At 69.0% G+C, this 25,297-nt stretch carries 29 protein-coding genes; 14 read left to right on the forward strand and 15 right to left on the reverse strand.

Going from position 1 to position 25,297, the window contains the following annotated elements:
• Positions 1-153 precede the first annotated feature (153 nt).
• A complete protein-coding gene (gene phoU / locus Ari01nite_RS26475) occupies positions 154-807 on the forward strand; it encodes a phosphate signaling complex protein PhoU (RefSeq protein WP_203784888.1) in 654 nt (217 codons plus the stop codon).
• Positions 808-870: 63 nt separating this feature from the next.
• Here the strand turns inward: phoU and Ari01nite_RS26480 are convergent, their stop codons facing one another.
• The gene (locus tag Ari01nite_RS26480; protein ID WP_438872230.1) at positions 871-1,626 is read right to left on the reverse strand and encodes a phosphoglyceromutase; all 756 of its coding nucleotides are present in this window, start codon (positions 1,624-1,626) and stop codon (positions 871-873) included.
• 130 nt (positions 1,627-1,756) lie between these two features.
• Between Ari01nite_RS26480 and Ari01nite_RS26485 the strand changes: the two genes are divergently transcribed.
• A complete protein-coding gene (locus Ari01nite_RS26485; protein WP_203784890.1) occupies positions 1,757-3,037 on the forward strand; it encodes an MDR family MFS transporter in 1,281 nt (426 codons plus the stop codon).
• A gap of 867 nt (positions 3,038-3,904) precedes the next feature.
• Here the strand turns inward: Ari01nite_RS26485 and Ari01nite_RS26490 are convergent.
• Both Ari01nite_RS26490 and mshA read right to left on the reverse strand, forming a co-directional pair.
• Complete coding sequence (locus Ari01nite_RS26490; RefSeq protein ID WP_203784891.1) at positions 3,905-4,432, reverse strand: type III secretion system chaperone family protein; 528 nt, start codon at positions 4,430-4,432, stop codon at positions 3,905-3,907.
• The gene (gene mshA / locus Ari01nite_RS26495) at positions 4,426-5,694 is read right to left on the reverse strand and encodes a D-inositol-3-phosphate glycosyltransferase (RefSeq protein WP_239163046.1); all 1,269 of its coding nucleotides are present in this window, start codon (positions 5,692-5,694) and stop codon (positions 4,426-4,428) included. The genes Ari01nite_RS26490 and mshA overlap by 7 nt, the downstream gene beginning before the upstream one ends.
• A 130-nt stretch (positions 5,695-5,824) precedes the next feature.
• Here mshA and Ari01nite_RS26500 point away from each other — a divergent pair, with 130 nt between their 5' ends.
• Together Ari01nite_RS26500 and Ari01nite_RS26505 are read left to right on the forward strand one after the other, a co-directional pair.
• Complete coding sequence (locus Ari01nite_RS26500) at positions 5,825-6,580, forward strand: SDR family oxidoreductase (protein WP_203784892.1); 756 nt, start codon at positions 5,825-5,827, stop codon at positions 6,578-6,580.
• Positions 6,580-7,332, forward strand: coding sequence for a class I SAM-dependent methyltransferase (locus Ari01nite_RS26505; protein ID WP_203784893.1), 753 nt, complete (start codon positions 6,580-6,582; stop codon positions 7,330-7,332). The genes Ari01nite_RS26500 and Ari01nite_RS26505 overlap by 1 nt, the downstream gene beginning before the upstream one ends.
• A 57-nt stretch (positions 7,333-7,389) precedes the next feature.
• Here the strand turns inward: Ari01nite_RS26505 and Ari01nite_RS26510 are convergent, their stop codons facing one another.
• The 3 genes from Ari01nite_RS26510 to Ari01nite_RS26520 all read right to left on the reverse strand — a co-directional run bounded on the left by Ari01nite_RS26510 (position 7,390) and on the right by Ari01nite_RS26520 (position 10,834).
• Positions 7,390-8,970, reverse strand: coding sequence for a CBM96 family carbohydrate-binding protein (locus Ari01nite_RS26510; protein WP_203784894.1), 1,581 nt, complete (start codon positions 8,968-8,970; stop codon positions 7,390-7,392).
• Positions 8,971-9,136: 166 nt separating this feature from the next.
• Entirely contained in the window at positions 9,137-9,541 is a 405-nt protein-coding gene (locus tag Ari01nite_RS26515; RefSeq protein WP_203784895.1) for a response regulator, read from the reverse strand.
• An 87-nt stretch (positions 9,542-9,628) separates the two neighbouring features.
• The gene (locus tag Ari01nite_RS26520; protein WP_203784896.1) at positions 9,629-10,834 is read right to left on the reverse strand and encodes a S8 family peptidase; all 1,206 of its coding nucleotides are present in this window, start codon (positions 10,832-10,834) and stop codon (positions 9,629-9,631) included.
• A gap of 224 nt (positions 10,835-11,058) precedes the next feature.
• On the opposite strand from Ari01nite_RS26520, the gene Ari01nite_RS26525 reads away from it, so the two are divergent.
• A complete protein-coding gene (locus Ari01nite_RS26525) occupies positions 11,059-11,271 on the forward strand; it encodes a DUF7455 domain-containing protein (protein WP_203784897.1) in 213 nt (70 codons plus the stop codon).
• Positions 11,272-11,328: 57 nt separating this feature from the next.
• On the forward strand, positions 11,329-12,870 hold the full coding sequence (locus tag Ari01nite_RS26530) for a sensor histidine kinase (RefSeq protein ID WP_239163047.1): 1,542 nt from the start codon (positions 11,329-11,331) through the stop codon (positions 12,868-12,870).
• 20 nt (positions 12,871-12,890) lie between these two features.
• Here Ari01nite_RS26530 and Ari01nite_RS26535 read toward each other — a convergent pair whose 3' ends face one another.
• The 4 genes from Ari01nite_RS26535 to Ari01nite_RS26545 form a co-directional block, all read right to left on the reverse strand.
• On the reverse strand, positions 12,891-13,727 hold the full coding sequence (locus tag Ari01nite_RS26535) for an SRPBCC family protein (protein ID WP_203785099.1): 837 nt from the start codon (positions 13,725-13,727) through the stop codon (positions 12,891-12,893).
• Positions 13,728-13,811: 84 nt separating this feature from the next.
• Positions 13,812-14,561, reverse strand: coding sequence for a hydrolase (locus tag Ari01nite_RS26540; RefSeq protein WP_203784898.1), 750 nt, complete (start codon positions 14,559-14,561; stop codon positions 13,812-13,814).
• Positions 14,562-14,665: 104 nt separating this feature from the next.
• Positions 14,666-14,845 (reverse strand): hypothetical protein, encoded by a 180-nt coding sequence (locus tag Ari01nite_RS50080; RefSeq protein ID WP_239163049.1) that lies wholly within the window; start codon positions 14,843-14,845, stop codon positions 14,666-14,668.
• Complete coding sequence (locus Ari01nite_RS26545) at positions 14,842-15,546, reverse strand: methyl-accepting chemotaxis protein (RefSeq protein ID WP_239163050.1); 705 nt, start codon at positions 15,544-15,546, stop codon at positions 14,842-14,844. Before Ari01nite_RS26545 ends, Ari01nite_RS50080 begins: the two co-directional genes overlap by 4 nt.
• Before the next feature lie 174 nt (positions 15,547-15,720).
• Here Ari01nite_RS26545 and Ari01nite_RS26550 point away from each other — a divergent pair, with 174 nt between their 5' ends.
• On the forward strand, positions 15,721-16,593 hold the full coding sequence (locus Ari01nite_RS26550; RefSeq protein ID WP_239163051.1) for a M23 family metallopeptidase: 873 nt from the start codon (positions 15,721-15,723) through the stop codon (positions 16,591-16,593).
• A gap of 72 nt (positions 16,594-16,665) precedes the next feature.
• Here Ari01nite_RS26550 and csrA read toward each other — a convergent pair whose 3' ends face one another.
• The 5 genes from csrA to Ari01nite_RS26575 all read right to left on the reverse strand — a co-directional run bounded on the left by csrA (position 16,666) and on the right by Ari01nite_RS26575 (position 20,298).
• Positions 16,666-16,908 (reverse strand): carbon storage regulator CsrA, encoded by a 243-nt coding sequence (gene csrA / locus Ari01nite_RS26555; protein WP_203784899.1) that lies wholly within the window; start codon positions 16,906-16,908, stop codon positions 16,666-16,668.
• Positions 16,909-16,992: 84 nt separating this feature from the next.
• Positions 16,993-17,430 carry a flagellar assembly protein FliW gene (fliW, locus tag Ari01nite_RS26560; protein WP_203784900.1) on the reverse strand — a complete coding sequence of 146 codons (438 nt, stop codon included), beginning with the start codon at positions 17,428-17,430 and terminating at the stop codon, positions 16,993-16,995.
• 2 nt (positions 17,431-17,432) lie between these two features.
• Complete coding sequence (locus tag Ari01nite_RS26565; RefSeq protein ID WP_203784901.1) at positions 17,433-18,347, reverse strand: flagellin N-terminal helical domain-containing protein; 915 nt, start codon at positions 18,345-18,347, stop codon at positions 17,433-17,435.
• A 20-nt stretch (positions 18,348-18,367) separates the two neighbouring features.
• Positions 18,368-19,813, reverse strand: a complete 1,446-nt coding sequence (gene flgK / locus Ari01nite_RS26570) for a flagellar hook-associated protein FlgK (RefSeq protein WP_203784902.1) — start codon at positions 19,811-19,813, stop codon at positions 18,368-18,370.
• Positions 19,813-20,298, reverse strand: a complete 486-nt coding sequence (locus Ari01nite_RS26575) for a flagellar protein FlgN (RefSeq protein WP_203784903.1) — start codon at positions 20,296-20,298, stop codon at positions 19,813-19,815. The genes flgK and Ari01nite_RS26575 overlap by 1 nt, the downstream gene beginning before the upstream one ends.
• 253 nt (positions 20,299-20,551) lie before the next feature.
• Here Ari01nite_RS26575 and Ari01nite_RS26580 point away from each other — a divergent pair, with 253 nt between their 5' ends.
• The 7 genes from Ari01nite_RS26580 to fliE all read left to right on the forward strand — a co-directional run bounded on the left by Ari01nite_RS26580 (position 20,552) and on the right by fliE (position 25,297).
• Positions 20,552-21,730, forward strand: coding sequence for a flagellin N-terminal helical domain-containing protein (locus Ari01nite_RS26580; protein WP_203784904.1), 1,179 nt, complete (start codon positions 20,552-20,554; stop codon positions 21,728-21,730).
• 114 nt (positions 21,731-21,844) lie between these two features.
• Positions 21,845-23,281 (forward strand): flagellar filament capping protein FliD, encoded by a 1,437-nt coding sequence (gene fliD / locus Ari01nite_RS26585; protein ID WP_203784905.1) that lies wholly within the window; start codon positions 21,845-21,847, stop codon positions 23,279-23,281.
• A 44-nt stretch (positions 23,282-23,325) separates the two neighbouring features.
• Positions 23,326-23,703 (forward strand): flagellar export chaperone FliS, encoded by a 378-nt coding sequence (gene fliS, locus Ari01nite_RS26590; RefSeq protein WP_203784906.1) that lies wholly within the window; start codon positions 23,326-23,328, stop codon positions 23,701-23,703.
• Positions 23,704-23,707: 4 nt separating this feature from the next.
• On the forward strand, positions 23,708-24,028 hold the full coding sequence (locus Ari01nite_RS26595) for a hypothetical protein (protein ID WP_203784907.1): 321 nt from the start codon (positions 23,708-23,710) through the stop codon (positions 24,026-24,028).
• A gap of 181 nt (positions 24,029-24,209) precedes the next feature.
• Positions 24,210-24,557 carry a flagellar basal body rod protein FlgB gene (locus Ari01nite_RS26600; protein ID WP_203784908.1) on the forward strand — a complete coding sequence of 116 codons (348 nt, stop codon included), beginning with the start codon at positions 24,210-24,212 and terminating at the stop codon, positions 24,555-24,557.
• 3 nt (positions 24,558-24,560) lie between these two features.
• Positions 24,561-24,956 (forward strand): flagellar basal body rod protein FlgC, encoded by a 396-nt coding sequence (locus Ari01nite_RS26605; RefSeq protein WP_203784909.1) that lies wholly within the window; start codon positions 24,561-24,563, stop codon positions 24,954-24,956.
• Positions 24,957-24,961: 5 nt separating this feature from the next.
• The gene (gene fliE / locus Ari01nite_RS26610; protein WP_203784910.1) at positions 24,962-25,297 is read left to right on the forward strand and encodes a flagellar hook-basal body complex protein FliE; all 336 of its coding nucleotides are present in this window, start codon (positions 24,962-24,964) and stop codon (positions 25,295-25,297) included.

Below are 25,297 nucleotides of genomic sequence, written 5' to 3' on the forward strand. Positions count from 1 at the left end.
ACATACCGGGCGCCCGTCGAATAATGTTCACCACCGCGCCCGGCAGCGTTCATCGCCGTTCATGTTCAGGCCGCCGGACCGACCTAGGTTAGGCATCAACCAAGGTCGTGCCGCCTTTTACGCCGGGCGCGGCCCCGAACCCGGGACGAGAACATGCGCGAGGAGTTCCAGGCCGACCTCAACGAGGTCAACCGGCTGCTGGTGACCATGTCGGAGGCTGTCCGTGCGGCCCTGCGCAAGGCGACCAGTGCACTGCTCACCGCCGACCTGAAGGCGGCCGAGACGGTGATCGAGCGGGACATCGAGGTCGACAAGATCTATCAGCAGGTCGAGACCAAGGTGGCGGACACCATCGCCCGGCAGGCGCCGGTCGCGTCCGATCTCCGTACGTTGATCACCGCACTGCACATCTCCGCCGATCTGGAGCGGATGGGCGACCTGGCCGAACACGTCGCCAAGACCGCGCAGCGCCGGCACCCGTCGCCGGCCGTGCCCGCCGAGCTGCGCCCGGTCTTCAAGGAGATGGCCGTGGTCGCCGACCGGATGGCCGAGCAGATCACCAACCTCATCGGTACGCCCGACGCCACGCTCGCCGCCGAGCTGGAGGGCCAGGACGACGCGATGGACGACCTGGAGCGGGCGCTGTTCAAGGTGCTGCTCGACGACGACTGGCCGTACGGCGCGGAGACCGCGATCGACGGCGCGCTGCTGGGCCGCTTCTACGAGCGGTACGCCGACCACGCCGTGAACATCGGCGAGCAGCTGATCTATCTGATCACCGGGGAGCCGGTGAGCGATCTGACCTGACCCGGTGCTCGGGGCGGCACCGGAGGCCGGGACACCACGGGGGTGTCCCGGCCTTCGCCGTCTTTACCGGCCCTGGTTGGCGACCGCGGCTGCGGCTTCCTTGGCGGCCCCGGGGTCGAGGTACAGACCGCCCCTGGTGATCGGGCGCAGGTCGTCGTCGAGGTCGTAGCGCAGCGGGATGCCGGTCGGGATGTTCAGCTTCGAGATCGCCTCGTCGGAGATCTGGTCGAGGTGCTTCACGAACGCGCGCAGCGAGTTGCCGTGCGCCACGACCAGCACCGTCTTGTCGGCGCGCAGGTCCGGGACGATCTCGTCGTACCAGTACGGCAGGGCGCGGACCAGGACGTCCTTGAGGCACTCGGCCGACGGCCGGGCCTCGGGCGGGAGGGCCGCGTACCGCGGGTCGTTGAACTGGTCGAACTCCGAGCCGACCTCGATCGGCGGCGGCGGCACGTCGTACGAGCGCCGCCAGAGCATGAACTGCTCCTCGCCGTACGTCTCCAGCGTCTGCTTTTTGTCTTTGCCCTGCAGAGCGCCGTAGTGCCGCTCGTTGAGCCGCCAGTGGCGCTTCACCGGAATCCAGTGCCGGTCGGCGATGTGCAGGGCGATCTCGCTGGTCCGGATGGCGCGGCGCAGGACGCTGGTGTGCACCACGTCCGGCAGGACACCGTGCTCCTTCAGCAGCTCGCCGCCGCGGCGGGCCTCATCCTCGCCCTTGGCGTCCAGGTCGACGTCGACCCAGCCGGTGAAGAGGTTCTTGGCGTTCCACTCGCTGTTGCCGTGTCGCAGCAGCACCAAAGTCCCTGTCATGGGTTCCATCCTGCCGCAGCGTGCTTCGGCGCGGACGCCGACCCGTCAGTGGCGACCACCACGTGGAAAGTCGTTTGCCCCGGAGCCCTGGTTGTAAGTGGAGTGAAGCTGATCGCTGCTTACCGGGGAGGGTGCTGTCGTGCCGGGTTGGCTCCACCAGGCCGCCGGGGGGCTGCCGCGAACGTTCTGGCTGCTCTGGGCCGGCACCCTGGTCAACCGTCTCGGCTCGTTCGTGGTGCTTTTCATGGCCATCTATCTGACCGACGCCCGGGGCTTCAGCCAGAGCCGCGCCGGCCTGGTGATCGGCCTGTACGGGGTGGGCGGCGCGATCGGCACCACGGTCGGCGGCGTGCTGTCCGACCGCTGGGGCCGCCGGCCGACGATGCTGACCGCGCAGTTCGGGGCGGCCGTGTTGATGCTCGCGCTGGGCTTCGCGCACACGTACGGCATGATCCTGGTTTTGACTCTGCTGCTGGGCGTCTTCACCGAGGCGGTCCGCCCGGCGTTCGCGGCCATGATGGTCGATGTCGTGCCCGATCATGATCGGGTACGCGCGTACTCGCTGAACTATTGGGCCATCAACCTGGGATTCGCGCTGTCCGCGGTCGGTGCCGGACTGGCGGCCAAGGCGAACTACCTGTTGCTGTTCGTGGTCGATGCCGGGAGCACGCTGATCACGGCTCTGATCGGGCTCATTTTCTTGACCGAGACGAAGCCCGTCTCCACCGGCCCACGCCCGGCCGGCAGCCTGTCCGCCGTTTTCCGCGACCGAACATATCTGATATTTACGCTTATCAACCTCGGCGCGGTCGTGGTGATGATGCAGCACCTGTCCTCGCTGCCGATCTCGATGACCGCCGACGGCTTCTCCCCCGCCACGTTCGGCTGGGTGATCGCCGTGAACGGCCTGCTGATCGTCCTGGGCCAGCTTTTCGTCCCCAAGCTGATCGACGGTCACGACCGCGCCCGCGTGCTGGCCCTGGCCGCGCTGATCATGGGTGTCGGCTTCGGCCTGGTCGCCTTCGCCAACGCGGCGTGGTTCTTCGCCCTCACGGTGGTGATCTGGACGCTGGGCGAAATGCTCCAGTCCCCGTCCAGCGCGGCCACGGTGGCGGCCCTGTCCCCGCTCCACCTGCGCGGGCGGTACCAGGGCTTCAACGCACTGAGCTGGTCGGCCGGCACCGCCATGGCTCCGATCCTGGGCGGCCTGACCCAGGAGCACTTGGGGGATACGGCGTTGTGGCTGGGTTGTTTCATGGTGTGCGCCCTGGTGGCGGTGGGCCACTTGATCACGGGCCCCGGCCGCGAACGCCGCATCACCCGGCTGGAGTCCGGATCGGCCCCGACCCGCGAGACGCCGACCGCGCTCCCTCCCACCGTCGCCGAACCGGTGGCCGACGACCCGGTCCAGTCCCGCTAGCCCTTCACCGCCGGCGCGCGTCACCCTCTCGGTCCCTGAACCCTCCGTCCCGCAACACGAGAGCTCGCGGACATATCCGTTAATGCCACTCGAACGGACGCTGAAGTGACGCCCTGATCCCGATCTCGGCGATCTGCCGTCACGCACGAACAGCAACTCGACGACATCTCCTCGCGGAGCCGGACCTGGTCGGTTTCGGGCTCGTGAGGCGGCGGCGCTTCCTCGGAGTCCTGCATATAGATGGTCTATATGTTGAAATATCGGATATCGTCGCAGGTGAATGAGGGTGAAGCCACGACTGTGTTTGCGGCCGCGACCGAAACTCCGCGGCAGCCGGTTGCGGACTTCAGGAAGGTCGACGTCACGCGGCTGTGGCGGCATTGCGGAAGGTCGCGTCACGCGGCTCGTAGCGGCCCGGAGGAAGTCGAGGTCACGCCGCCGGTGGCGGCCGTGAAGAAGGGCCGACCGTGCGGAGGGTTGCAATCAGGCAGCCAACGTCGGCTGTGGTGGAGTTCAGGGCCGTGGAGTCTGGCTCGACACGGGAAGATTGCGCCGGCGGCGGCGGACGACGCCCATCCCCATAGGCGTCGCCCGCACTAACCGCCGGTCTCGGGTCGCGCCGTCCCCCAACGGCATATGCCACCCGTCCCCAAACGCCGACCGCGGTGATCATTGCTGATCGACCAGTTCCCCGAACTAACGGTCCGGCGTCCATTGATTACGCTAGTTGGGCCCCGCAAGTGCCACAAGCCAGTTGGCTGTCTGCCATCTGTCTGCACCGTCACACTCGACGACAAATGACCGATCGGCGGAGCTTCCATTGGGCCTTCCGGACCTGCCTGGGCTGGCCGTGTCACCAAAGTTTAACTACCCGTTCGCTGGGAATTGATGACGATCATCCAGGGGTTCGGCTAAGGGTTGGGCCGGGGCCAGGTGCTGGAAGGCCTGAAGGTTGGCCGTTGACTCGCCGCGTTTGACCCGCCACTCCCACTCGCGGCGGATCGACGTGCCGAAACCGATCTCCAGCATCGTGTCGAATGACTCGTCGGCGTAGGTCAGCACCGCGCCCAGCAGACGGTCGAGTTCGTCCTCGTCGAGGGCCTTCAGCGAGACGCGGCCGGTCAGGTAGACGTCGCCCTCGGCGTCGATCGAGAACGCTACGCCGTACATGCGGGCGTTGCGGCGCAGCAGCCAGGCCCACAGATCCTCGCGCCGTTCGTCGGGCTGGCGCATCACGAACGCCTCGATGCGCAGGGCGTGCTCGCCGACGATCAGGTTGCACGCCGTCTTGAGTTTGTGGGTGCCGGGCAGCGTCACCACGTAGGCGCCGGGCGCCGTTGTGTCCCACTCCAGCTCGCGATCGGTGAGGACCTTCTCGATCAGCTCGCTCACCATGCGTACGCCTCCAGGCGTTCGGTGATCATCGCGCGGTGCTGGACCATCGCCTCACGGTAGACCCGGAGCAGACCCTCGGCCGTACGGTCCCAGGAGAAGCCGGCGGCGTGCTCGACCGCGCCCTCGGACAGCGACGCGCGCAGCCGCGGAGCGGCCAGCAGCGAGTCCAGCGAGCGCGCCCAGTCCTGCGGGTCGTGGCCGTTGACCAGCACACCGCTGACCCCGTTGCGGACCGCGGTCACCAGCCCGCCGACCGCGGCCGCCACCACCGGCGTCCCGCACGCCTGGGCCTCCAAGGCGACCAGGCCGAACGATTCGTTGAACGACGGTACGGCCACCAGGTCGGCGCTGCGGTAGAGGTTGGGCAGGTCGTCGCCGGTCTGCGGGGGTAGGAAACGAACCCGGTCGGACACCCCGAGCGAGGCCGCCAGCTCGATCAGCGCGGTGGGGCGCTCGAGGCCGCTCCCGCTCGGGCCGCCGCAGATGACCACCGTCACGTCCGGCGTGGTCATCGCGGCCAGCGCCGAGATCAGCACGTCCGGTGCCTTGAGCGGCTGGATCCGGCCGACGAACGCGACCACCCGGCCGTGCTCCGGCAGGCCGAGGCGGGCCCGGTCGGCGGGCGCCGGGCGGAACCGGTCGAGGTCGACGCCGGGCTGCACCACGACCGTGCGGGACGGCTCGGCGTCGTAGTGGGCCACCAGATCCTGTGCCTCGAAGCGGGTGTTGGCGACCAGCCGGTCGGACTCGGCGATCACCTGCTCCTCGCCGATCACCCGGGCCTTGGGCTCGGGGCGGTCGCCGGCCGCGATCAGCCTGTTCTTGACCTTGGCCAGGGTGTGCGCGGTGTGCACGTGCGGCACGCCCCAGCGTTCCCGGGCCAGCCAGCCGACCTGGCCGGAGAGCCAGTAGTGCGAGTGGATCAGGTCGTAGTGGCCGGGCGGGTGGGCGGCCTCGGCGCGCAGCACCCCGCTGGTGAACGCGCACAGCTGGGACGGCAGGTCTTCCTTCGCGAGGCCCTCGAACGGGCCGGCGCTGACGTGCCGGACCAGGACACCCGGCGTCATCTCGACGACCGGTGGCAACTCGCTGCGGGTGGCCCGGGTGAAGATCTCGACCTCGACGCCGAAACCGGCGAGGCGCTTGGCGACCTCGACCACGTAGACGTTCATGCCGCCCGCGTCGCCGGTGCCCGGCTGTTCCAGCGGGGAGGTATGCACCGAAAGGGTGGCGATGCGCCGTGGGGTCGGCCAGTCAACCACGATTTCCTCCCGAAGCGGTCGAAACGTAACCGTGCAGTTGTTACGTCTTTGTCAATCTTCCCCATCGGCGTGTGCTGAACCACCACGCAGGACCCCGGGCGTGACTGAAGTCATCGGGAAGGATGGGGTCATGCAGAACATCGCAGTGGTCACCGGAGCATCCAGTGGCATCGGCGCGGCGACCGCCCGCCGGCTGGCCACCGAGGGATTCCACGTCGTCGCGGCGGCGCGGCGGGCGGATCGGCTGGCCGCTCTGGTCCGGGAGATCGGTCCGGCGTCCACCGCGGTCGAGTGTGACGTGACCTCGGACGAATCGGTCGCGGGCCTGGTGTCGTCGGTCGCCGCGCTCGGCGGGCCGGTCACGCTGCTGGTCAACAACGCCGGCGGTGCGCACGGCCTCGACCCCGTCGAGAGCGGCCCGGTCGAGGACTGGCAGTGGATGTACGACGTGAACGTGCTCGGCACCCTGCGGGTCACCCAGGGGCTGCTGCCCGCGCTGGTGGCGAGCGGCCGCGGGACGATCGTGACGGTCGGCTCGACCGCGGCGTTCACCGCGTACGAGGGCGGCGGCGGGTATGCGGCGGCCAAGCACGCCCAGAATGCCCTGGTCGGCACGTTGCGGCTGGAGTTGTCCGGCAAGCCGGTCCGGGTCATGGAGATCGACCCGGGCATGGTGCGCACCGACGAGTTCTCGCTCAACCGCTTCGGCGGCGATCAGACCAGGGCCGACGCGATCTATGACGGCGTGAAGGAGCCGCTGGTGGCCGACGACATCGCGGACTGCATCGCGTTCATGGCGACCCGCGCGCACCACGTCAACATCGACCGGCTGGTGATCCGCCCGCTCGCTCAGGCGGCCCAACACAAGGTGCACCGGGAGAAGTGATGAAGCCAGTCGGCGCGATCACCCGGGGGACGACCAATCCCAACCGGCTGCGCCGCGTCGACAACTTCCTCGCGTACCGCTGCGGTGATCTTCTGCGGGCGGCCGCCGAGCCGCTGGTGGTGGATCTGGGCTACGGCGCGACGCCGGTCACCGCGGTGGAGTTGCGCGGCCGTCTGGCGACGGCCGTGCGGGCGGACGTCACGGTGGTGGGTCTCGAGATTGATCCGGTACGCGTGACGGCCGCGCAGCCGTACGCGGACCCGCCGCACCTGGAGTTCCGCCGTGGCGGTTTCGAGCTGGGCGGCCTGCGCCCGGTCGTGGTGCGCGCCGCCAACGTGCTGCGCCAGTACGCCGAGGACGAGGTGGCCGCGGCCTGGCGGCAGATGACCGGCACCGGCGCGCTGCTGATCGAGGGCACCTGCGACGAGCTGGGCCGGGTCGCCACCTGGGCGGTGGTCGAGGCGGGCCGGCCGGTCACCCTGACCCTGTCGGCGCGGCTGTCCGATCTGGACCATCCGGCCACGTTCGCCGAACGGCTGCCGAAGGCGCTGATCCACCACAACGTGCCCGGCCATCCGGTGCACGAAATGCTCGCCCAACTGGGTTCGGCATGGGCCGCCGAGGCCACGCCGTTCGGCCCGCGGCAGCGGTGGCTGGCCACCTGCCGGCGGATGCGCGACTCCTGGCCGGTGCTGGACGGTCCGGCCCGCTGGGGACGCGGCGAGATCACCGTGCCCTGGCCGCATACGTAGGCGGGCCGGGCCGGTCCGCCGCAGCGAACCGGCCCGGCCCAGGGGGGTAGGGCTTCTCTAGTTGGCGATCTTCACGTTGAAGATCGGCGAGGCGGCCACCTTGCGGAACGCGGTGAGGCTGTCCGCGGTCGAGTTCACCGCGATGTTGCGGTCGCCCTCGTCGTCCTTCGCGGTGTCGAAGTAGACGATCGCCTTGACCTTCGGGTGCGTCGCCAGCTCGCTCAGCACGGTGTGGTACGCGGCCGCCTTGCTGGTCGGCTTGGAGACCCGGTGGTACATGCCCCACTCGGCCACCATGATCGGCTTGGCCGGGTGGTTCTTGACCGACCAGTCGTAGAAGCCGAGGCCGCCGCCGGTGGGCTTGCGGTCGAGCAGGTCGCCGAAGTCACCGAAGTGGTAGTAGCCGGGCTCCACGCTCACGTACGAGTCCAGGCCGATCCAGTCGACGACGTCGTCACCCGGGTAGAGGTCCTTCCACCAGGACTGCGCCATCCACTTCTCGTTGCCCATGTAGGCCAGCACGTTGACCACATTGGTCACGCCCTTGGCGCGCAGCCGCTCGATCACGTGCCGGTACATGGCCGCGTAGTCCTTGGCGGTCATCCCGGACGAGGCCGAGGTCTGCACGTCGTTCTCCGGCTCGTGGTGCAGGGCCAGGAAGAACTTCTGGGTGCCGTAGTTGGCCTTGACGTGGGTGGCCCACGCGTCGATCCGGGCGTTCTTCTCGCCGGCGGCGACCTTGGCCCAGGTGGAGCCGTACGCGATCTTCCAGTTGAGCAGCAGCACCCGCGGCTTGGCCGGGTCGCGGGTCATCGCGATCTCGGACTTGGTCGGGAACTTCTCGTCGCCCTTGTGGTACGCGTGGAAGATCGCCGCGGTCCGGCCGGTCAGGTTCTCCCAGTCCTTGAGCGCGGTGTCCCGCGGGGTGTCGGTGAAGCCGCCGGCGGCCGCGCCCCAGAGCACGCCGCAGCTGGGCACCAGCAGGTCGCCGGTGACGCACTCCCTGGGCTCCGCAATCGGCGGGGTGGTGGGTGTGGCGGCCGGAGCGGCGGCCGGGGTGTAGTTCACGACCAGGCGCGGGCCGGCCGTCTTCTGGTCGCCGGACTCGGCCGACAGCAGCCGGGTGACCGCGGTGGTCGCGTCCGAGCGCAGCGCGAACGCGTACGAGCCCGGCTTGGTCACGGTCCTGGTCAGGTCGATGGTGATCGAGGTGTCGGTCGCCCGGGGAACGGACGAACCGACCGCGGTGGTACCGGTCGCGGGCAGTGCCGCGCCGGTGATCGCGCCCTCGGTCCAGGCCGCGGTCACCGGGAAGGCGGAGAGCTTCGCGGCGGCCGGCTTGCCGTCCACCGGCAGGATCAGCCGGGCGTTGGTGATGGTCGCGCCGGCCGGGAACGCGCCGAGCGCGAACTTCACATAGGACGTACGGGTCTCGCCGTCCGCGGTGCCGACCACGAGCTTGCCGGCGTCGCCGAAGTTGGTCTTGGTGCGGGTGCTGGAGACGTACGCGTCGTCACCGGCGAAGACCGTCCGGATCGCCGGCGTGGTCGCCGCATCCGCCTGTCCCGCAACCACGAGGCCGGCGCTCACCGCCACCCCGATCGCCGCTGCACCGAAGGTAGTCCTGCTGGACTTCACGTTTCGTCCCCCGAAAGGTTGTCGGATCAGTTGCTTCTGACCCCACAGTCGGGCGGACGAAGAAAGGGTTGGTCTATGTGCCGGTGCAGCTCGGGTGCCGGACGGTTGACACGAAAAAGGGCGCCGCCGTCAGATGACGGCGGCGCCCGGGTGGTTCTTTACGGCGCTACGACGCGGCCCGCTCGGCCAGCACCGACCGCAGCGCCTCGATCAGCAGCTCGGTGCTGAACGGCTTCTTGACCAGCAACGCGTCCGGCTCGATCAGGCCGTCCGCGACAGCCATGTCCTTGGGCAGGCCGGAGATGTAGACGACCCGCATGCCCGGGCGCAGCGCGGTGGCCGCCTGGGACAGCTCGCCCCCGGAGACCCCCGGCAGGCCGAGGTCGGTGACCAGGATGTCGATCTCGCCGGCGTGTTCCTGGCAGACCCCGATGGCCTCCTGCGAGTCACCGGCGATCAGGGTGTCGAAGCCGCGGCGTTCCAGCATGCGCCGCATGATGTCGCGCAGGTCCTCCTCGTCGTCGACGACAAGGACGGTGGGCCGGGTTTCTCCGGCGGGCGCCTGCGACATGGATCCTCCTGGGGTGCGTCCGGCCGAGTTTCCGCACCTCACGCTATCCGCACGAGGTTGCGTCAACCGGCCTTTGGCACATCCCGATCAGCGGCCGAGGAACCCCGTGAAGAGCAGCCTGTTGGGCGAGCCGGCACCCGGGTTGCGGACCAGGCCGTTGCCGGCCCGGTTCACCAGTTCGTCGCGCACCTGAGCCGGCGTCCGGGCCGGGTCGGCGGCGAGCACCAGGGCTGCGGCTCCGGCCACGTGCGGGCTGGCCATCGAGGTGCCGGTCATCGTCTTGGTGGCGGTGTCGGATGCGGTGCCGGCCGAGAGGATCCGGACGCCCGGCGCGAAGATGTCGAGGCAGGATCCGAAGTTCGAGAACGTGGCACGGGTGTCGGACGCGTCGGTAGCGCCCACCGTGATCGCGGCCGGGGCGTGCGCCGGCGACTGCTTGCAGGCGTCCCGCTTGTCGTTGCCGGCCGCCACCGCGTAGGTGACGCCCTTGGCGATCGAGCGGTTCACGGCGTCGTCGAGGGATTTGCTGGTCGAGCCGCCGAGGCTCATGTTGGCCACGGCCGGCTTCACCGCGTTCTTGGTGACCCAGTCGACGCCCTTGATGATCGCCGAGAACGAGCCGCTGCCCTTGCAGTTGAGCACCCTGACGGCGACCAGCTTGACGTCCTTGGCCACGCCCAGAGTGGCGCCGCCGATGGTGCCGGCCACGTGGGTGCCGTGCCCGTTGCAGTCGTTCGCGACCGCGTCGTTGTCGACGAAGTCCCAGCCGTTGCCGGCCCGGCCGCCGAACTCGCGGTGCGTGGTGCGGATGCCGCTGTCCAGGACGTAGACGGTGACGCCGGCCGCGACCGGGGCGGCGAACGACTTGGACAGCGGCAGGCCACGCTGGTCGATCCGGTCCAGGCCCCAGGTCACGGCGGTGGACGCGGCCGGGGCGACGACGGCGTCCTGCTCGACGTACTGCACCGCGGAATCGGCGGCCAGGCGCTTGGCCTGCGCGGCGGTCATCCGGGCGTGGAACCCGCGGACGGCCGACGAGTAGTTGTCGACGACCTGTCCCCCGTACCGCTGAACAAGCTCGCGCGAGACGGCCGGGACGCTGGTCGAAGCCGGCTTGAGCACCACGATGTAGCTGTTGCCGATGGCGTCGGCGGAGCCGGCGGCCAGGATGCTGCCGGTGGCGGCGATCGGCGGCGTGGCCCAGGCGGCTCCGGCCGCACCGCCCAGCGTGGCGGCAGCCGCCCCGGCGAGCAGGGCGATGCGGGTGACGAGTCGTCCGGTGTGGGTGCGCAAGCTGGGTCCTCTCGGTTGGTTCGGTTGAGGGCCGTGTCTTAGGGGAATGGTGAGGACGGCACCCGGCCAGCCCGGGACTCGCCGGGTAGTAGCTGTGGTGCAACGGTTTCCGCCCAGCGCGGACGGCCGGGAAGACCGGCCGTAAAGAGCTAAGGCTGTACATCGAAGGGCCGATCTAACCCGCTGTCAGGACCGCTGCACCGCCACTGAGCAAGGAGAGCGATATGACCAGCCTGCTGTCGCCCGAGATCACTACTGTTGCTTCGCTGACCGAGCGCTGCGACCGCTGCGCTGCGGCCGCGAAGCTCGTGGTCAACCTGGCGAGCGGCGGAGAACTCGCCTTCTGCGGACACCACGCCAACCGGCACCACGAGGACATCACCCGGGTCGCCGAGCGCATCGTCCTCGAGGAGGGCTTCGCATGGGCCGGCAAGTGACCGCTTGAATGGCATAAGCCGCGTTATGCTCGATTCCTCCGTTGTGAGGAGATTTATGTGCGGATCGCGGCTAATGACCTGGGCAGGCTGGCCCGGCTGACCGCCGGGTGTGCCGGTATCGGGGCCGCCGTGCTCGGCGCCGTAGCGATGCCCAGCTCAGCCCCAGGCGTGCCGCCGGCCGGACGACTATCCGACCCGGCGGCCGCGCTCGTTCCGGCCGGACTTGCCCTGTTGCTCCAGGTACTCCCGGAGGCCAGGCGGACCGCCGGCCGGGTCGTGCGCGTCCTTGCCACCCTCCTCGCCCTGACCTCCACCGCGCTCGGCATCGCCGAACTGGACCGGTACCCGGCCGCCGCGGTGGCCGGCATCCTGACCGGGCTCGCCCTGGCCTGCCTCGACATCCGGGTGGTGCGCAGCTCACCGGACGCCATCCGGTACCGGGTGGCCGACCCGCTGCTGGCCGGCGCCGCGGTCAGCGCCCTGCTCGCCTACGGTGCCGCGCCGGCCGTCTCCGGCGGCCTGATCGTGCTGGTGGTCGGCGCCGCGATGGCCCGGCCGTTCGACGATTCGGAGCGGCACCTCGCCGAGGAGTTGCAGGAGCGGCAGACGTTCGCGGACACGCTGCTCCAGTCGATGAACGAGGCGGTCATGGTGCTCGACGCCAACCACCGGGTGATCGACGTGAACCGGCGCTGGCGCGAACTCACCGGGCACGGGCCGGACGAGCCGATCCGCTTCGACCCGCCGCCGCTGCCGCCCGCCGAGGGCGGTGACTGGCTGATGCCCCGGGTCGACGGCAGCGCGGTCCCGGTGCTGGCCACCATGGCCGCCATCCCGGACGCCGAGGGCGCGCCGCGGGCGTACGTGGCCACCTACGTCGACATCGCCGACCGCAAGCGGGCCGAGGAGTCGCTCAGCGAGCAGAACACCCGGCTGCGCGAGGCGAACGGCCGGCTGGAGGGCGCGCTGGCCTTCAAGAACGACCTGACCTCGATGCTGACCCACGACGTCGCGCAGCCGATCAGCTCGATCGCCAGCCTCGCCGAACTGCTCCGCGCCGACTGGGCGGACCTGCCCGAGGACATCCGGCTGGAGCTGGCCACCAAGATCGACAAGAACACCCAGCGGCTGATCAAGATGATGAACGACCTCCAGCTGCTGTTCCGGCTGGACACCGGCGCGGTGACCGCGCGGCGAGCGCCGGTGCCGCTGTTCGAGGTCGCCGAGCAGGTGGTCACGGCCGCCGCCGGGGACGTCGAGATGGACATCGACGAGAACCTGGCCGCGCTGGCCGACCGGGGGCACCTCATCGTCGTGGTGCAGAACCTGCTGACCAATGCCTTCACGTACGGGGACCCGCCGGTGCGCCTGTCCGCGGCCCAACGCGGCGACCTGATCGAGCTGGTCGTGCAGGACAGTGGGCCGGGCATTCCCTCCGAACTGCTCGCGAAGGTGTTCGACCGGTTCATGCGGGGCGCCGGGCTCGGCCTGTTCATCGTGCGCCACCTGGTCGAGGCCAACGGTGGCACGGTCCGTTACGAACGCGCCGAGCCGCGCGGCGCCCGCCTGATCGTCACCTTGGAGCCGGCGCCGATCTGAGGTCGCCGATTTGAGGGTCGTCAGCGGCCGCTGCTGCCCCGGTCCTCTTCGTTGATCATGCCGTCACCCCAGGTGTCCTTCTTGGTGGTACGGCCGCCCATCCGGGCCGAGCCGCCACTGATCGGACCGGACTTCGCGATCCGCCGCCCCGGGGGGAGCACCTCGTCGAGGTCGTGCTCGCTGGTGATGCCGGGCGCCGACGTGATGTCGACGTTGGTGCCCATGGCCGCCGCGGTCATGCCGTGATAGGGCAGGTCGGCCCGGCTGGCGTTGCTGTGCTCGGCCGCGCTGGTGCCCCAGCCGGCGCCCGGGTGCGGATTGCGGTTGCGGATCCGGTCCGCGACCACGGCCGGGTTCGCGGTCAGCCGCTTGGAGCTGGCGCCGCCCGCCGGCGGCCGCTTCGGCGACGGCCGGTTCCGGTCGCCGGCCACCATCGGGCGACCACCGAGCACGCCGCTCTCCACCAGGTCCTTGAACGTGGTGAGGTCGTCCTTGAGGCGCTTGGTCAGGGAGGCCTGGCCGTGCCGGTCGCTGGGCATCAGGAAGGCGATGTCGGCCTCCAGCTGCGCGACGACCTGAGTCTTTGTCTCGCCGAGCGGGCGCAGCGTGAGGGTCTCGGCGAGCAACGGGCCGTCCATGGTCGACCAGGAGACCCGCTCGTCCAGGGACCGCTCGGTGATCTGCGCGTCGAACTCGCGGCGCTTGCCGTCCACGTCCATGATCCAGTGGGTCTGATCGACCCCGATCGGGGTGACCGCCTGCACGCCACTCATGAACCGCGGGTAATTCTCGAACGCGGCGAGCTGCTCGTACACCGTGTGCAGCGGCGCACCCACCTCGATGGCCTGCTGAACCATACTCATCGCACTCTCCCCCTGCCTCGGTGGTGAAACCGGCAGTTCGAGCGTACGAAGACGGTTACTGATCGTGTTCGGTTTCGGTCAGACCCGGCGCAGGTACTGCCAGTGGCCGACCTCGGCCGCGTACCGGGCGTCACTCGCGGGCACCAGCGTCACCTGGGCGGCGCGCAGCATCGCGACCAGCCGCGGCGACGGCGAGCGCCACGCCTCGCTGACCTCGACCAGCGTGCCGGTCTCGCGGCAGGCGCCGGCCAGCGCGGCCAGCAGGTCCGGGGTGACGACGGCGTCGTCCAGGCCGACCTGGGCGAGCAGGCCGAGCGGGCGGGCCAGCTGGGTGGGCGCATAGCGGGAGGCCCGCTCCAGACCCTGCACGGTCGCGGTCACCAGGATCTCGGCGACCTCCTCGGCGGTCAGCTCGCCGGCCGCGAGCATGGCGCGCACCTCGCGCGGGCCCTGCGGGCCGGCGGCGAGCGGCAGGCGGGAGACAGCCACCGAGACGGCCTCGAGCTGGGCCAGGTCGGCGGGCCAGGCCAGCCAGCCGTCGGCCTGCACGACCTCGACCTCGGCGGCGACCTTGAGGGTGAGCTCGGTGCGGCGACGGGCGCGGCGCACCGCGTCGGCGTACGCGGACAGCCAGGTGGTGTCGGGTCCGACCTGGTCGGCGAAGGTGAGCGAGGTGAGCCCGGCACGGTCGGCGGCCGAGACGACCACTCCGACGCTGTCCCGGCCGGCCGCGAAGCCGGTGTGCACGTGCGCGTCCACGGTCAGGTCGAGAGCGTAAGCGGTCCCCAACACGTCGGCACCGATCACCGAGTTCAGCTCTGCGCCCACTGATTGCTCCCGCCTCGTAGCGACGGGCTGTTTCCCGTCCTGCCTCAGAGTGGGGGTGCGTCGTTGTCAAGCACGGTATGCGGCCGGTGCAGTCCGGGTGCGGGTCACAGCCGGAAGGCCCCCACCAGGTGACGCAACTCATCCGCGGTGCGGGCCACCTCGGACGAGGCGTGCCGGGTCTGCTCGACGCCGTGCGCCGAGCCGGCGCTCGCGGCCGAGACGTCGGCGATGTTGGCCGCGATCCGGGACGAGCCGCTGGCCACCTCGGCGATGCTGCGGCTCATCTCGCCGGTGGTCGCGGTCTGCTGCCGCTGCGGCTGGTGAGCTCCCCGTGCGCGAGCCGGTCGATCACCTCGCCGAGCCGGTGCACCGGCCCCAGGATCGAGCGGGCCGTGGGCACCGCGAGCCCGATCAACCCGGCCATGCACACGCCGGCCACCAGCAGCGTGACCATGCGGGTGTTGCTGACCGTGTTGTTCATGTCGATCTGTTCCTGCGCGATGACCTTGGCGACCTCGTCCACCAGCCCGTCCAGTTCGCCGCCGGCCTCCGTGTTGCGCTCGTCGATCTCGCCGATCCGGTCGCGCACCGACGGCGCGTTGGCCACCCCGTCCTGGACGAAGGCGGCGATGAAGTCGCTGAACCCGGTGATGTGCGGCTGGTAGCCGGCGAACTGCTGCTCCAGGTCGGCGGCGACCACCTCGTCCATCGCGTCGGCGGTGGCCTGCACGTCGTCGGCGACGTCGGAGAGCACATCGTGGCCGAGCGCCGCCCGGTAGCCGTCCACCTTCAGCTCGCTCATCCGGGTGTCCAGGTGGTTGAGCGCGGCCAGCGCTCCCTGCAACCCGTTCACCAGGTCGCTCTGCTGGTTGAGCTTGTGCTCGCTGTTCAGGGTGATGCCGACGAGCACCGCGAGTGCGACTGCACCGGTCACCACGATGAGGGCCAGCCGCTTGGCAATGCCCAGTTCCGCCAGTCGCGACATTGATCCTCGTGTTCGGACGCCGCTGTCAATCTTTCGGCCCCGGCCCGGCCGCCGGTGCCGTTTTGCGCAATTTGGGCTGCACCCGTTCTGCGCCGTTCCGGCACCAGGGACGGCATCCGGCGATCGGCAGCCTGTCCCGGTGCGCACGCGACCGCGTGCCCGGGGAGGAAGATCGTGAAGGTCCGACATCAGCGCCGCCTGGCCATGGCCGCGCTCGCCGCGTCGACCCTGCTGGCCGGGCTGGCCCCGGTGACACCGGCGGCCGCGGCCGCCAAGGTGGCCGGCACCGGCCTCGCCACGACCGGGGGGACGGCGCTCAAGATGCGCAGCGGCCCGTCGACCGCGGCGCAGCAGAAGGGCACCGTGGCCAACGGCGGCACTGTCTGGATCATGTGTCAGACCGTGGGCGACAAGGTCGCCGGCACGGTGCGGACCACCGGCGTCTGGCTGCGGCTGGCGAACAACACCTACGTCTCGGACGCGTACGTGCGACGCGCCGCCTTCACCATCCCGGTCTGCCCGGCCGGCAGTGTCCCCGCCACGCCGAAGCCGGCACCCGCGCCGATCCTGAAGCCGCCGCCGCTCCCGCCCGCCACCGGCTCGTGGCGGCTCCCGCTCGCGGCCGGCCTGGTGAGCGATTTCCGCACCACGGTGCGGCCCACCCACGACGGGGTCGACCTGGGCGCGGCCCGCAACACCCCGATCGTCTCGGTGTCGGCAGGCACGGTGATCCGGGTGGTGTGCAACGTCTCGGCCGGCACCTGCGACGTCGACGGCAACCGGAATCTGAAGGGCTGCGGCTGGTACGTCGAGGTGCAGCACGCCGGCAGCATCGTCACCCGGTACTGCCACATGGTGCGCAAGCCGGTCGTGGTGGTGGGCCAGAAGGTCGTGAAGGGACAGTTGCTCGGCCACGTCGGCACGTCCGGCTCGTCGTCCGGCCCGCACCTGCACTTCGAGGTGCACGTGAACGCGCCGTCGGCGACCCGGGAGAACGCGGTGAGCCCGGTTGCCTTCATGAAGGCGCGCGGGGTGACCTTCAAGTAGAGACGGGCCAGTAGAGACGGGCCAGTAGACGGGTATGCCTCGGCACCCACCGGTGCCGAGGCATAACCCACATCAGCCGGAGTCGTCCGGCGTCTGAAGCAACTCCGTGACCGCCTTGACCGCATCGTCGGTAGGCGAGGCCGCCTGCCGGTTGGCCGACTGCAATTCCCGGAACACTTCCTCGCGATGCACCTGGACGTCGCGTGGTGCCTGGATGCCGAGCCGGATGACCTCGCCCCGCGCCTCCAGCACGGTGATGGTCACATCGTTGCCGATCATCACGCTTTCCCCGGCACGCCGGGTCAACACGAGCATCGTCCGGTGCCCTCCTCCATCCGTGGACGGACAGCATCGCGAGGGGCGCGGTCGCCGGCCTGGCGGCCGCGCCGGCGAGGAACGTCAGTAGGTCCGGTTCATCACGGCGCGGAGCGGGTACCCCGAGCCGTTCAGGACGACCTGGATGGCCCGCAGGCTGTCCCGGTCGACGAGGATCGGCGCCAGCAGGTTGGCGGTGGTCTCGTCGGTGCCGGCCGTGATGACGACCATCAGCAGGAGCCGGTCCGGGTCCTTGGTGTTCAGCGCCGCGAAGACCTCGTCGTCGATCTCCGGAGCGTAGTCCGGGAAGAACGGCTCCGGCGGGGCGACGAGGAAGCGCAGCTCCGGGTCCTGAATGGACGTGAAAGCGTAGAGCAGGCCGTCGTCGTTGAGACGCACCAGGACGAAATCCCGGTGCGCCGGGAACCCGGGCATGGGCACCGCCATCGAGATGGTCGGCAGACCCAGCGACGGGTCGATCTTGGAGGCCTCAATTTGTCGGGACGCCGTGCGAGTAGTCATGGTCACCTCAGGAAATCGATGAGCGAGGGCTGGATCACCTTGGCCGTTGCAGCCAGGGCGGCCTGATAGGAGGTCTGCTGGATCTGCAGTTCCATGATCGCCTTGGGCAGGTCGACATCCTCGATGTCGGACAGCTGGGTCGACACGGACAGCAGATGGTCGTCAGCGGACTGCTTCATCTGTGTAACCCGATTATATCGGGCGCCAACATCCGAAAGTGCGGATTTTAGTAAGTCGTGGGCGGTATCTAGATTTTTCAGACCCTTTTCTAGAACGCCCTGGTTGCCGCCCTTGATAGCGTCCGAGATCGAGTTGAGAACGGTGAAGAGCTCGGTCGAGTCCTCATCCAGTTGTCCGTCCACCCGCCGGCCGAACGCCTCCTGGCCGCTGATTTCGATACGCACCTTGGCGTTCGGACCGACGGTCCGCGTCGTCGGGTTCTCGTTGCCGGACCATTGGCCGGTCTCGTCGTAGGCCACCCCGCCGGGCGTCGTGCCGCCGAACACCGGCCGGTTCATGAACTTGGCGTTGGCCCGCCCGAGCAGCGTGTCCCGGATGTTGTCGATCTCGGCCGCCAACGCGTTCTTGGACTCCTCGTTGGTGGCGCCGTTCAACGCCTGGACGGTGAGGTTGCGCACCCGGATCACCGAGGTGGAGGCGTCGCCCAGAGTGTCCTGAATGGTGCCCAGCCAACCGAGGCCGTCGTCGGCGTTGCGCGAGTACTGCTGCGTCGCCCGCACCTCGCCGCGCAGTTGGAGCGAGGTGACCGTGCCGGTCGGCGAGTCCGACGGCCGGTGCAGCTGCTTGCCGCTGGAGATCTGCTGGTGGATCTTCTGGCCACGGGCCATGTTCCGTTGCAGATCGCCCAGAACCCTGGTCTGCATGCTGCCTTCGGTGACCCTGCTGGAAATAGTCATGTCCCGTCCCCCTTACCGGCTTACCGCCCGACGAGACCGGTGCGGTTGATCAGCTGATCGAGCATCGCGTCGATCGTGGTGAGCACGCGCGATGCCGCCTCGTAGCCGCGCTGGTAGGTGAGCAGGTTGGTCATTTCCTCGTCGAGGTTGACCCCCGACTCCGCCTCGCGCGACGTGTCGACCTGGTCCCGTACCGCGTCCTGGATCTCGCTGCGCCGGCTGGCCGCCTGCGCGGAAACGCCGAGCCGGCCGATCAACGCCTGGTAGTCGGAGTCCGGGCCGGCGCCCGAGGTGCCGACGTCGGCGAGGTCGTCCGCCACGTCGTGGTCGAGTGCGGCCGGCGGTGCGGTCGGGTCCAGCGGGTCCGGCGTCGGGTTGCCCCGGGAGAACGCGATGTCGGCCGGGTTGTCGATCACCACGGTGAGGGATTTCGCGGTGGTGCCGGTGAACATCGGGGTGCCCGGGGTGCCGTTCTCGGTGTAGCCCGGCGGGTGGGCCAGGGTGCCGTCACCGGTCAGCGCGAGGTTGACGGTGTCCGCGATCTTGGCGGCCACCTTGTCCAGATCGGACACGATGCCCGGGATCACGGTGTTCATCGTGTCGAGCATCGCGCCCAGGGTGCCGCCGGGAGTGGCGTCGATACCGGTGTCCGTCCATTTAAGAGAGACCTTGTCGGTCGCCGTGATGCCGTCGAGGGTGGTCGGGCCGGACGGCTCGAGGGAGCGCGCGGTGAAGTCCTCGACCAGCGCGGTGCTGCCCACGTAGACGTTGATCGACCCGCTCGGCTTGGCCTGCGCGGTCGCACCCACCAGGCGGGACAGTTCCATGACCCGGCGGTCCCGCTCGTCCTGCAGTTCGTTGGCCGGCAGGTTCGCCTGGGTGGCCACGGCCACCTGGCGGTTCATGTCGGCGATGCCGGCGGCGAGCTTGTTGACCTGGTCGACGTAGCCCACGGTCTGATTGCTGAGCGCCTCGAACTGGTTGCTCAGTGCGCCGTGGGTGTCGTTGAGGGTGATCGCCACGGTCTTGCTGCGCTCGATCAGGGCGGTCCGGGTCGACGGGTCCTGCCAGTTGTTGGCGACGTCGTTCCAGGCGTCCCACATGTCGTGCATCCGGGCCTGCAGGGCGGTGTCGCTCGGCTCCGCGAGCACGCTCTCTATTTGCTGGTACGACGCCTTCTGGCTGGCCAGGTACGCCGAGTTGCCGTGCTCGATGCGGCCGCGTTCCTCGAGGTACGAGTTCCGGCTGCGCTCGACGCCGGCCACCGAGACACCGGAACCGACCTGGTCGGCGGTGGTGTAGATGCCGGGGTGCAGGGTGCCGGTCTGCGCCGCCATCCGCACCTTCTGCCGGGTGTAACCCTCGGTGTTCGCGTTCGCAATGTTCTGTCCGGCCACGTCGAGGCCGCGACGCTGCGCGTAGAGCGAAGTGAGTGCGGTGTTGATCCCGCCGAACGAGCTAGCCATCAGATCGCCTCATCAACCAGGCTGGAGCGGCGGACGCCGCCGGAAACGGTCTGGCCCTGCGGTCCGTACGTTTCCACAGTTTCGGCAAACGCGAGCATGGTTTCGCGTGCAGCCCGCTGGCCCGCCGTGAGCAGGTCCCGGTTGACGTCGGCGAGGGCACCGATCTCCGAGGTCAGCATGAGGAAGGCCTTGCGGTGCTGGTGCAGGAGGTCGGACCAGGGTGGCGGTGCCGCGTCGGCCAGCTCGCCCAGCGAGGCGTCCGGTCCCAGCCCGAGCTCGACGGCGACGTCCTGTGCGTACGCGGCCCGGATGACCTCGGTCTGCCGGATCTGGTCCAGCACCACCTCGACCTCGCGGGTGGCGTGGCTGAGCCAGCGGGAGCGATTGGACGCGAGGAGCAGTTGCTCCTCCTCAAGCTTGAACAGCAGCATCTCGAGCAGCTCACGTGATCGCCACAGGACGCTGGCCAGGTCGGTCAGGCTCACCCTGGTCCTCCGTCTCGTCGTCGGGCACACCGACATGCCCGCTCATTCGGACAGGTCGGCACGTCCGCCGCTCCGCTGAGGAATTTCCCCGATCGGGGCATTCCCGGGCGAGTTCCAGCACCGGCGGCTTATTTCCGGTTCGCCGGAAAAGTGCGAAGAAATCTCAGAGACTGCTTGATGACCCGATCGGCCTGGCTAACCGCCATCGGCTCACGGACGGGCCGGACAGACCCTCACTCAAGGAGGAAGATCCATGGGTCTCCGCATCAACCAGAACATCGCCGCCCAGAACGCCTACCGGAACCTGTCGGTCACCGACAACCAGATGTCGAAGTCGCTGGAGAAGTTGTCCAGCGGTTTCCGGATCAACCGGGCGGCGGACGACGCAGCCGGTCTCTCGATCTCCGAGGGTCTGCGCGCGCAGGTCGGCGGCCTCAAGGTCGCGGTCCGCAACGCGCAGGACGCCATCAGCGTCGTGCAGACTGCCGAGGGCGCCCTGAACGAGGTCACCAGCATGCTGCAGCGCATGCGCGACCTGGCCGTCCAGGCCTCGAACGCCTCCCTCGACGCCGACGCCAAGAACGCGGCGCAGAAGGAGTTCGCACAGCTCGGTGAGGAGATCGACCGGATCGGTTCAACGACTGCCTTCGGCAAGTCCAAGCTCCTCGACGGCTCGTTCGGCACCACGCAGGAACTGGTCGGCACCAAGACCACCGATCCCATGCCGACGAGCGTGAGCTTCGACGTAACTCACCTCGGCGACAATGCGACCGCGCTGGTCCCACCGATCAGCATCTCCGCGAGTGTGGCTGCGGACGCGACCGCACAGGATCTCGCCGCGGCGATCAACACCTCGCTGTCGACGGCGCTCAAGGCCGCTGGTCACCAGGGCAACGAGCTCCAGATTTCGGCCTCCGTCGCCAGCGACGGCACCGGCGTCACTTGGACCGCCAGCGGCTCCAAGGAGTTCACCATGGCCAACGGCATCGCCGACCTCGACATCGCGTCCGCGACGCCCAGCGGTGCGAGCGCCAACCCCACGTCGGGCGACTTCCAGATCGGCGCCAACTCGGGCGAGAAGCTCGGTGTCGTCATCTCCAAGATGAGCACCGATTCGCTCGGCATCAGCACCAACAGCCTCAGCACCACGGCGGGTGCCAGTGCGGCGATCACCGCGCTCGACTCGGCACTCAAGACCGTGTCCGACCAGCGTGCCGACCTCGGTGCCTTCCAGAACCGCTTCGAGCACACGATCAACAACCTGAACGTCTCGGTCGAGAACCTGTCGGCGTCCGAGTCCCGGATCCGGGACACCGACATGGCGCAGGAGATGGTCTCCTTCACCCGGAGCCAGATCCTCACCCAGGCCGGCACCGCGATGCTGTCGCAGGCCAACCAGGCCTCGCAGAACGTGCTCTCGCTGCTCCGCTAGGCGATTTAGCAACCGAACCGAACTGAATCGCCAGCGTTGCTGACCGAATAGGTAGGGGTAGCCGGTCTTCCGGCTGCCCCTATCGCCTTTGTTGTCGAAGGAAGGCAGGCACCTGTGACCACCTCAGTCGACGGCCTCGTCAGCGGCTTGAGCACTTCTTCGCTCATTCAGCAGCTGATGCAGGTCGAAAAGGCTCCGCAGGACCGGCTCAAGACGAAGGTCACCACGGCTCAGACCGCGGTGTCCTCGTACCAGTCCGTGAACTCCAAGCTTTCCTCGCTCAAGAGCGCCGCCGACGACATCAGCCAGCTCAAGACCTGGCGGGCCATCAAGCCGACGTCGACCTCGAGCAACGTGACCGCCACGGCCACCGGCGGCCTCAACGCCGCCGCCGGCGAGCTCACCTTCGACATCACCAAGCTCGCCCGGGCACAGAGCACCACCATGAAGGTGGACACCACCAAGAGCTTCGACACCAACAACGACGGCACCCCCGATGCCCCCGTGCGCATCACCAACGCCGCCTCGCTCGACGTCACGCCGGTTACCTACGACAAGGACGGGCTGGTCATCTCGACCGGTACCCCGGTGCCGGTGGACATCAGCGCGGACCAGTCGGCCGAGGGCATCGCCAAGGCGATCAACCAGGCCAACCTCGGCATTCGCGCGTACGTCGTCAAGGTCTCCGACACCGAGGGCGTGCTCCAGTTCACCGGCACCAAGCCCGGTGCCGACAAGGGCTTCACGATCGACGGCCTGAACGGAACGGGGGTCGGCGGCACCGATCCGGTGACCCGGGTCTCGCAGAACGCCGTCATGCAGGTCGGCGACCCGAACAACGGCGGTTACACGATCGAGAGCGGCAACAACACCTTCGCCGACGTGATCCCGGGCGTCACCATCACGGCCACCAAGGAGGACAACAACGTCACCGTGTCGGCCGCCGCGGACGTGAGCGGTGTCGCCGCCAAGTTCCAGGCGCTGGTCGACGCCGCGAACGCCACCCTGACCGAGATCGGCACGCAGACCGCGTACAACGCCGAGACCAAGAAGGGCTCGCCGCTGACCGGCGACTTCATGGTGCGTCAGATGTCGCAGACCATCCTGAGCGCGGTCAGCATCGGCCTCACGTACCCGAACCCGAAGTTCGACGCGAACCAGGCGGAAGGCCCCGGCAACCTCAAGAACATCGAGTTCGGCAGCCTCGCCAAGCTGGGCATCGAGCTGAGCCGGGACGGCAAGCTCTCGTTCGACGCCGGCAAGTTCACCGCCGGCTACAACACCGACCCGGCCGCGATCCAGGAGGCGGGTATCGCCCTCGGCGACGCCTTCGAGTCGCTGGCTGGCAAGCAGTCGACCAGCGTGACGGCCGTGGTCACCGGGCGCAAGAACGAGATCGACACGATCAACACCCAGATCAGCAACTGGGACGTACGCCTGTCCGCGCGGCAGGCCGCCCTGCAGCGGCAGTACGCCAGTCTGGAGACCTCGCTGGGCTCGCTCAAGAACCAGTCGAGCTGGCTCGCCGGTCAGCTGGGCGGCCTCGGCTGACCTTTCCGCCCGACCAGTCACCCGAGCACCTACCGAGGAGCCTGATGAACTCTCCGCTGCGCGACCGATACCTGCAGGAATCGATCAACACCGCCTCGCCCGGCAAGCTGCTCCAGATGCTGTACGACCGGCTCGTCCTCGACCTCATGCAGGCCGAGGAGGCGCTGCGCACCAACAATCGGGAGTTGGCACACGAACGTCTCACCCACGCCCAGGAGATCGTCATCGAGCTCCGCACCAGCCTGGACGTGGACGCCTGGACCGGCGGGCCGGGCCTGGCCGCACTGTACGGCTTCCTGCTCACCGAGCTGATCGGGGCGAACATCGCCCGGGACGCCGACCGGGTCGCTTCCTGCCGTTCCCTGGTAGAGCCGCTGCGCGACGCCTGGCGCGAGGCAGCCGCCGCGGCGGTCGGCGGCTGAGCCGATGTCCGGAGACTGGAACGGCGCCTGGGCGGCGGCCCTGGACGAGCTCGAGCTGGACGTGGCCCAGATCGAGACCATGCTCGCCGACGAGCACCGGCACGCCGAGACACCGCCGGCCAGCCTCTGGAAGCCACCGACCGAGCTCGGTGCGCTTCCGCTGGAGCTCCGGCCGCGGGCCGACGAGATCCTGACCCGCCAGCTGCGGGCTGCCGAGGAACTCGGCCGGCGGCTGACCGCCAACCGGCAGCAGATGGCCATGACCGCCCGGATGGAAACCGGCGAGGCGAACAAACGCCCCGTCTACGTCGACCGGGCCATGTGACCCGACACCGAAAACGATCCCGGAGTCCCCGGCCAGGGGGCCCGGGACGTTTGTGTGCAACCTCTCGGCAACCTGTTCGCGCTCAGCGGATCGGCGGCCGGGCCGAACTGCATGGTACGAGCACGGATTGCTCAAGCAAAAAGCCACGGATCGGCACCTTGACCTACACCAAGGAGCTGCTGTGTTCGACGATATTTCGTCGTCTGCCCTGCGCGTCGCGGTCTCCGGCCTGGCGGCCCGGCAGAACGCCATCGCCAACAACATCGCGAACATCGAAACCCCCGGCTACCGTGCCCGTAAAGTGGCATTTGAGGACGCGCTGCACGGCGCTGTCACCCGGGGCGAGTCGCCGGCCGGAGTGACGCCGACAACGCTGACGTCGCTGGAGCCGACCCGGCTCAACGGCAACAACGTCAACCTCGACCAGGAGACGCTGTCGCACATCGACACCACGATGCGCTACCAGCTGACCCTCCGGGCGCTGGACAGCAAGTACAGCATGCTGCGCGACGCGATCAAGGGGGCCTGATAGATGAGCACGTTCAACGCGATCGGCACTTCCGGCACCGGCGTCACCGTATACCGCAAGTGGCTCGACGCCGTGTCGGACAACATCGCCAACATGGACAACACCAGCCGGACCTCGGAGAAGGCCTTCCAGGCCCGCTACGTCATCGCCCAGCAGGCGGCTGACGGCAACGGCGCTCAGGTCGGCGGGATGGCCCTGGGCAGCGCGGAAGGCGTCCTGGTTCACGATCCGACCAACCCGCTTGCGGACAACCAGGGTTACGTCCGCAAGCCGGACATCGACCTCGGCGGCCAGATGGCCCAGCTGATGATGGCTCAGCGCGGCTACCAGGCCAACCTCGCAGTTGTCGACCGCGCGAAGGACTCGTACCACGCGGCCATCAACCTCGGGAAGGGATGAGTTAGATGACCTCTCCGATCAATGCGATCGGCGGGTTCTCGCCGGTGTCCGGGCTCGACGCCGTCAAGGGGCTGGAAGGCCTCGGCACGACGGCCGGCCCGGTCGCACCGCAGGGCCCCAACGAGAGCTTTGCCAGCATGCTCTCCCGTGGTCTGGAGAGCGTGCAGGGGATGCAGGCCAACGCCAGCAACCTGGCCACCCAGGTCGCCGACGGCTCACTGAAGGACCCGGCGCAGTACACCATGGCCGCCAACGAGGCCCAGCTCGGGCTCCAGCTCACGCTGGCCATCCGGAACAAGGCCGTGGAAGCTTTCCAGGAAATCATGAGGATGCAGGCCTGA

This window comes from Paractinoplanes rishiriensis, assembly GCF_016862375.1.
In the GTDB taxonomy this organism is placed as follows: Bacteria; Actinomycetota; Actinomycetes; order Mycobacteriales; family Micromonosporaceae; genus Actinoplanes; species Actinoplanes rishiriensis.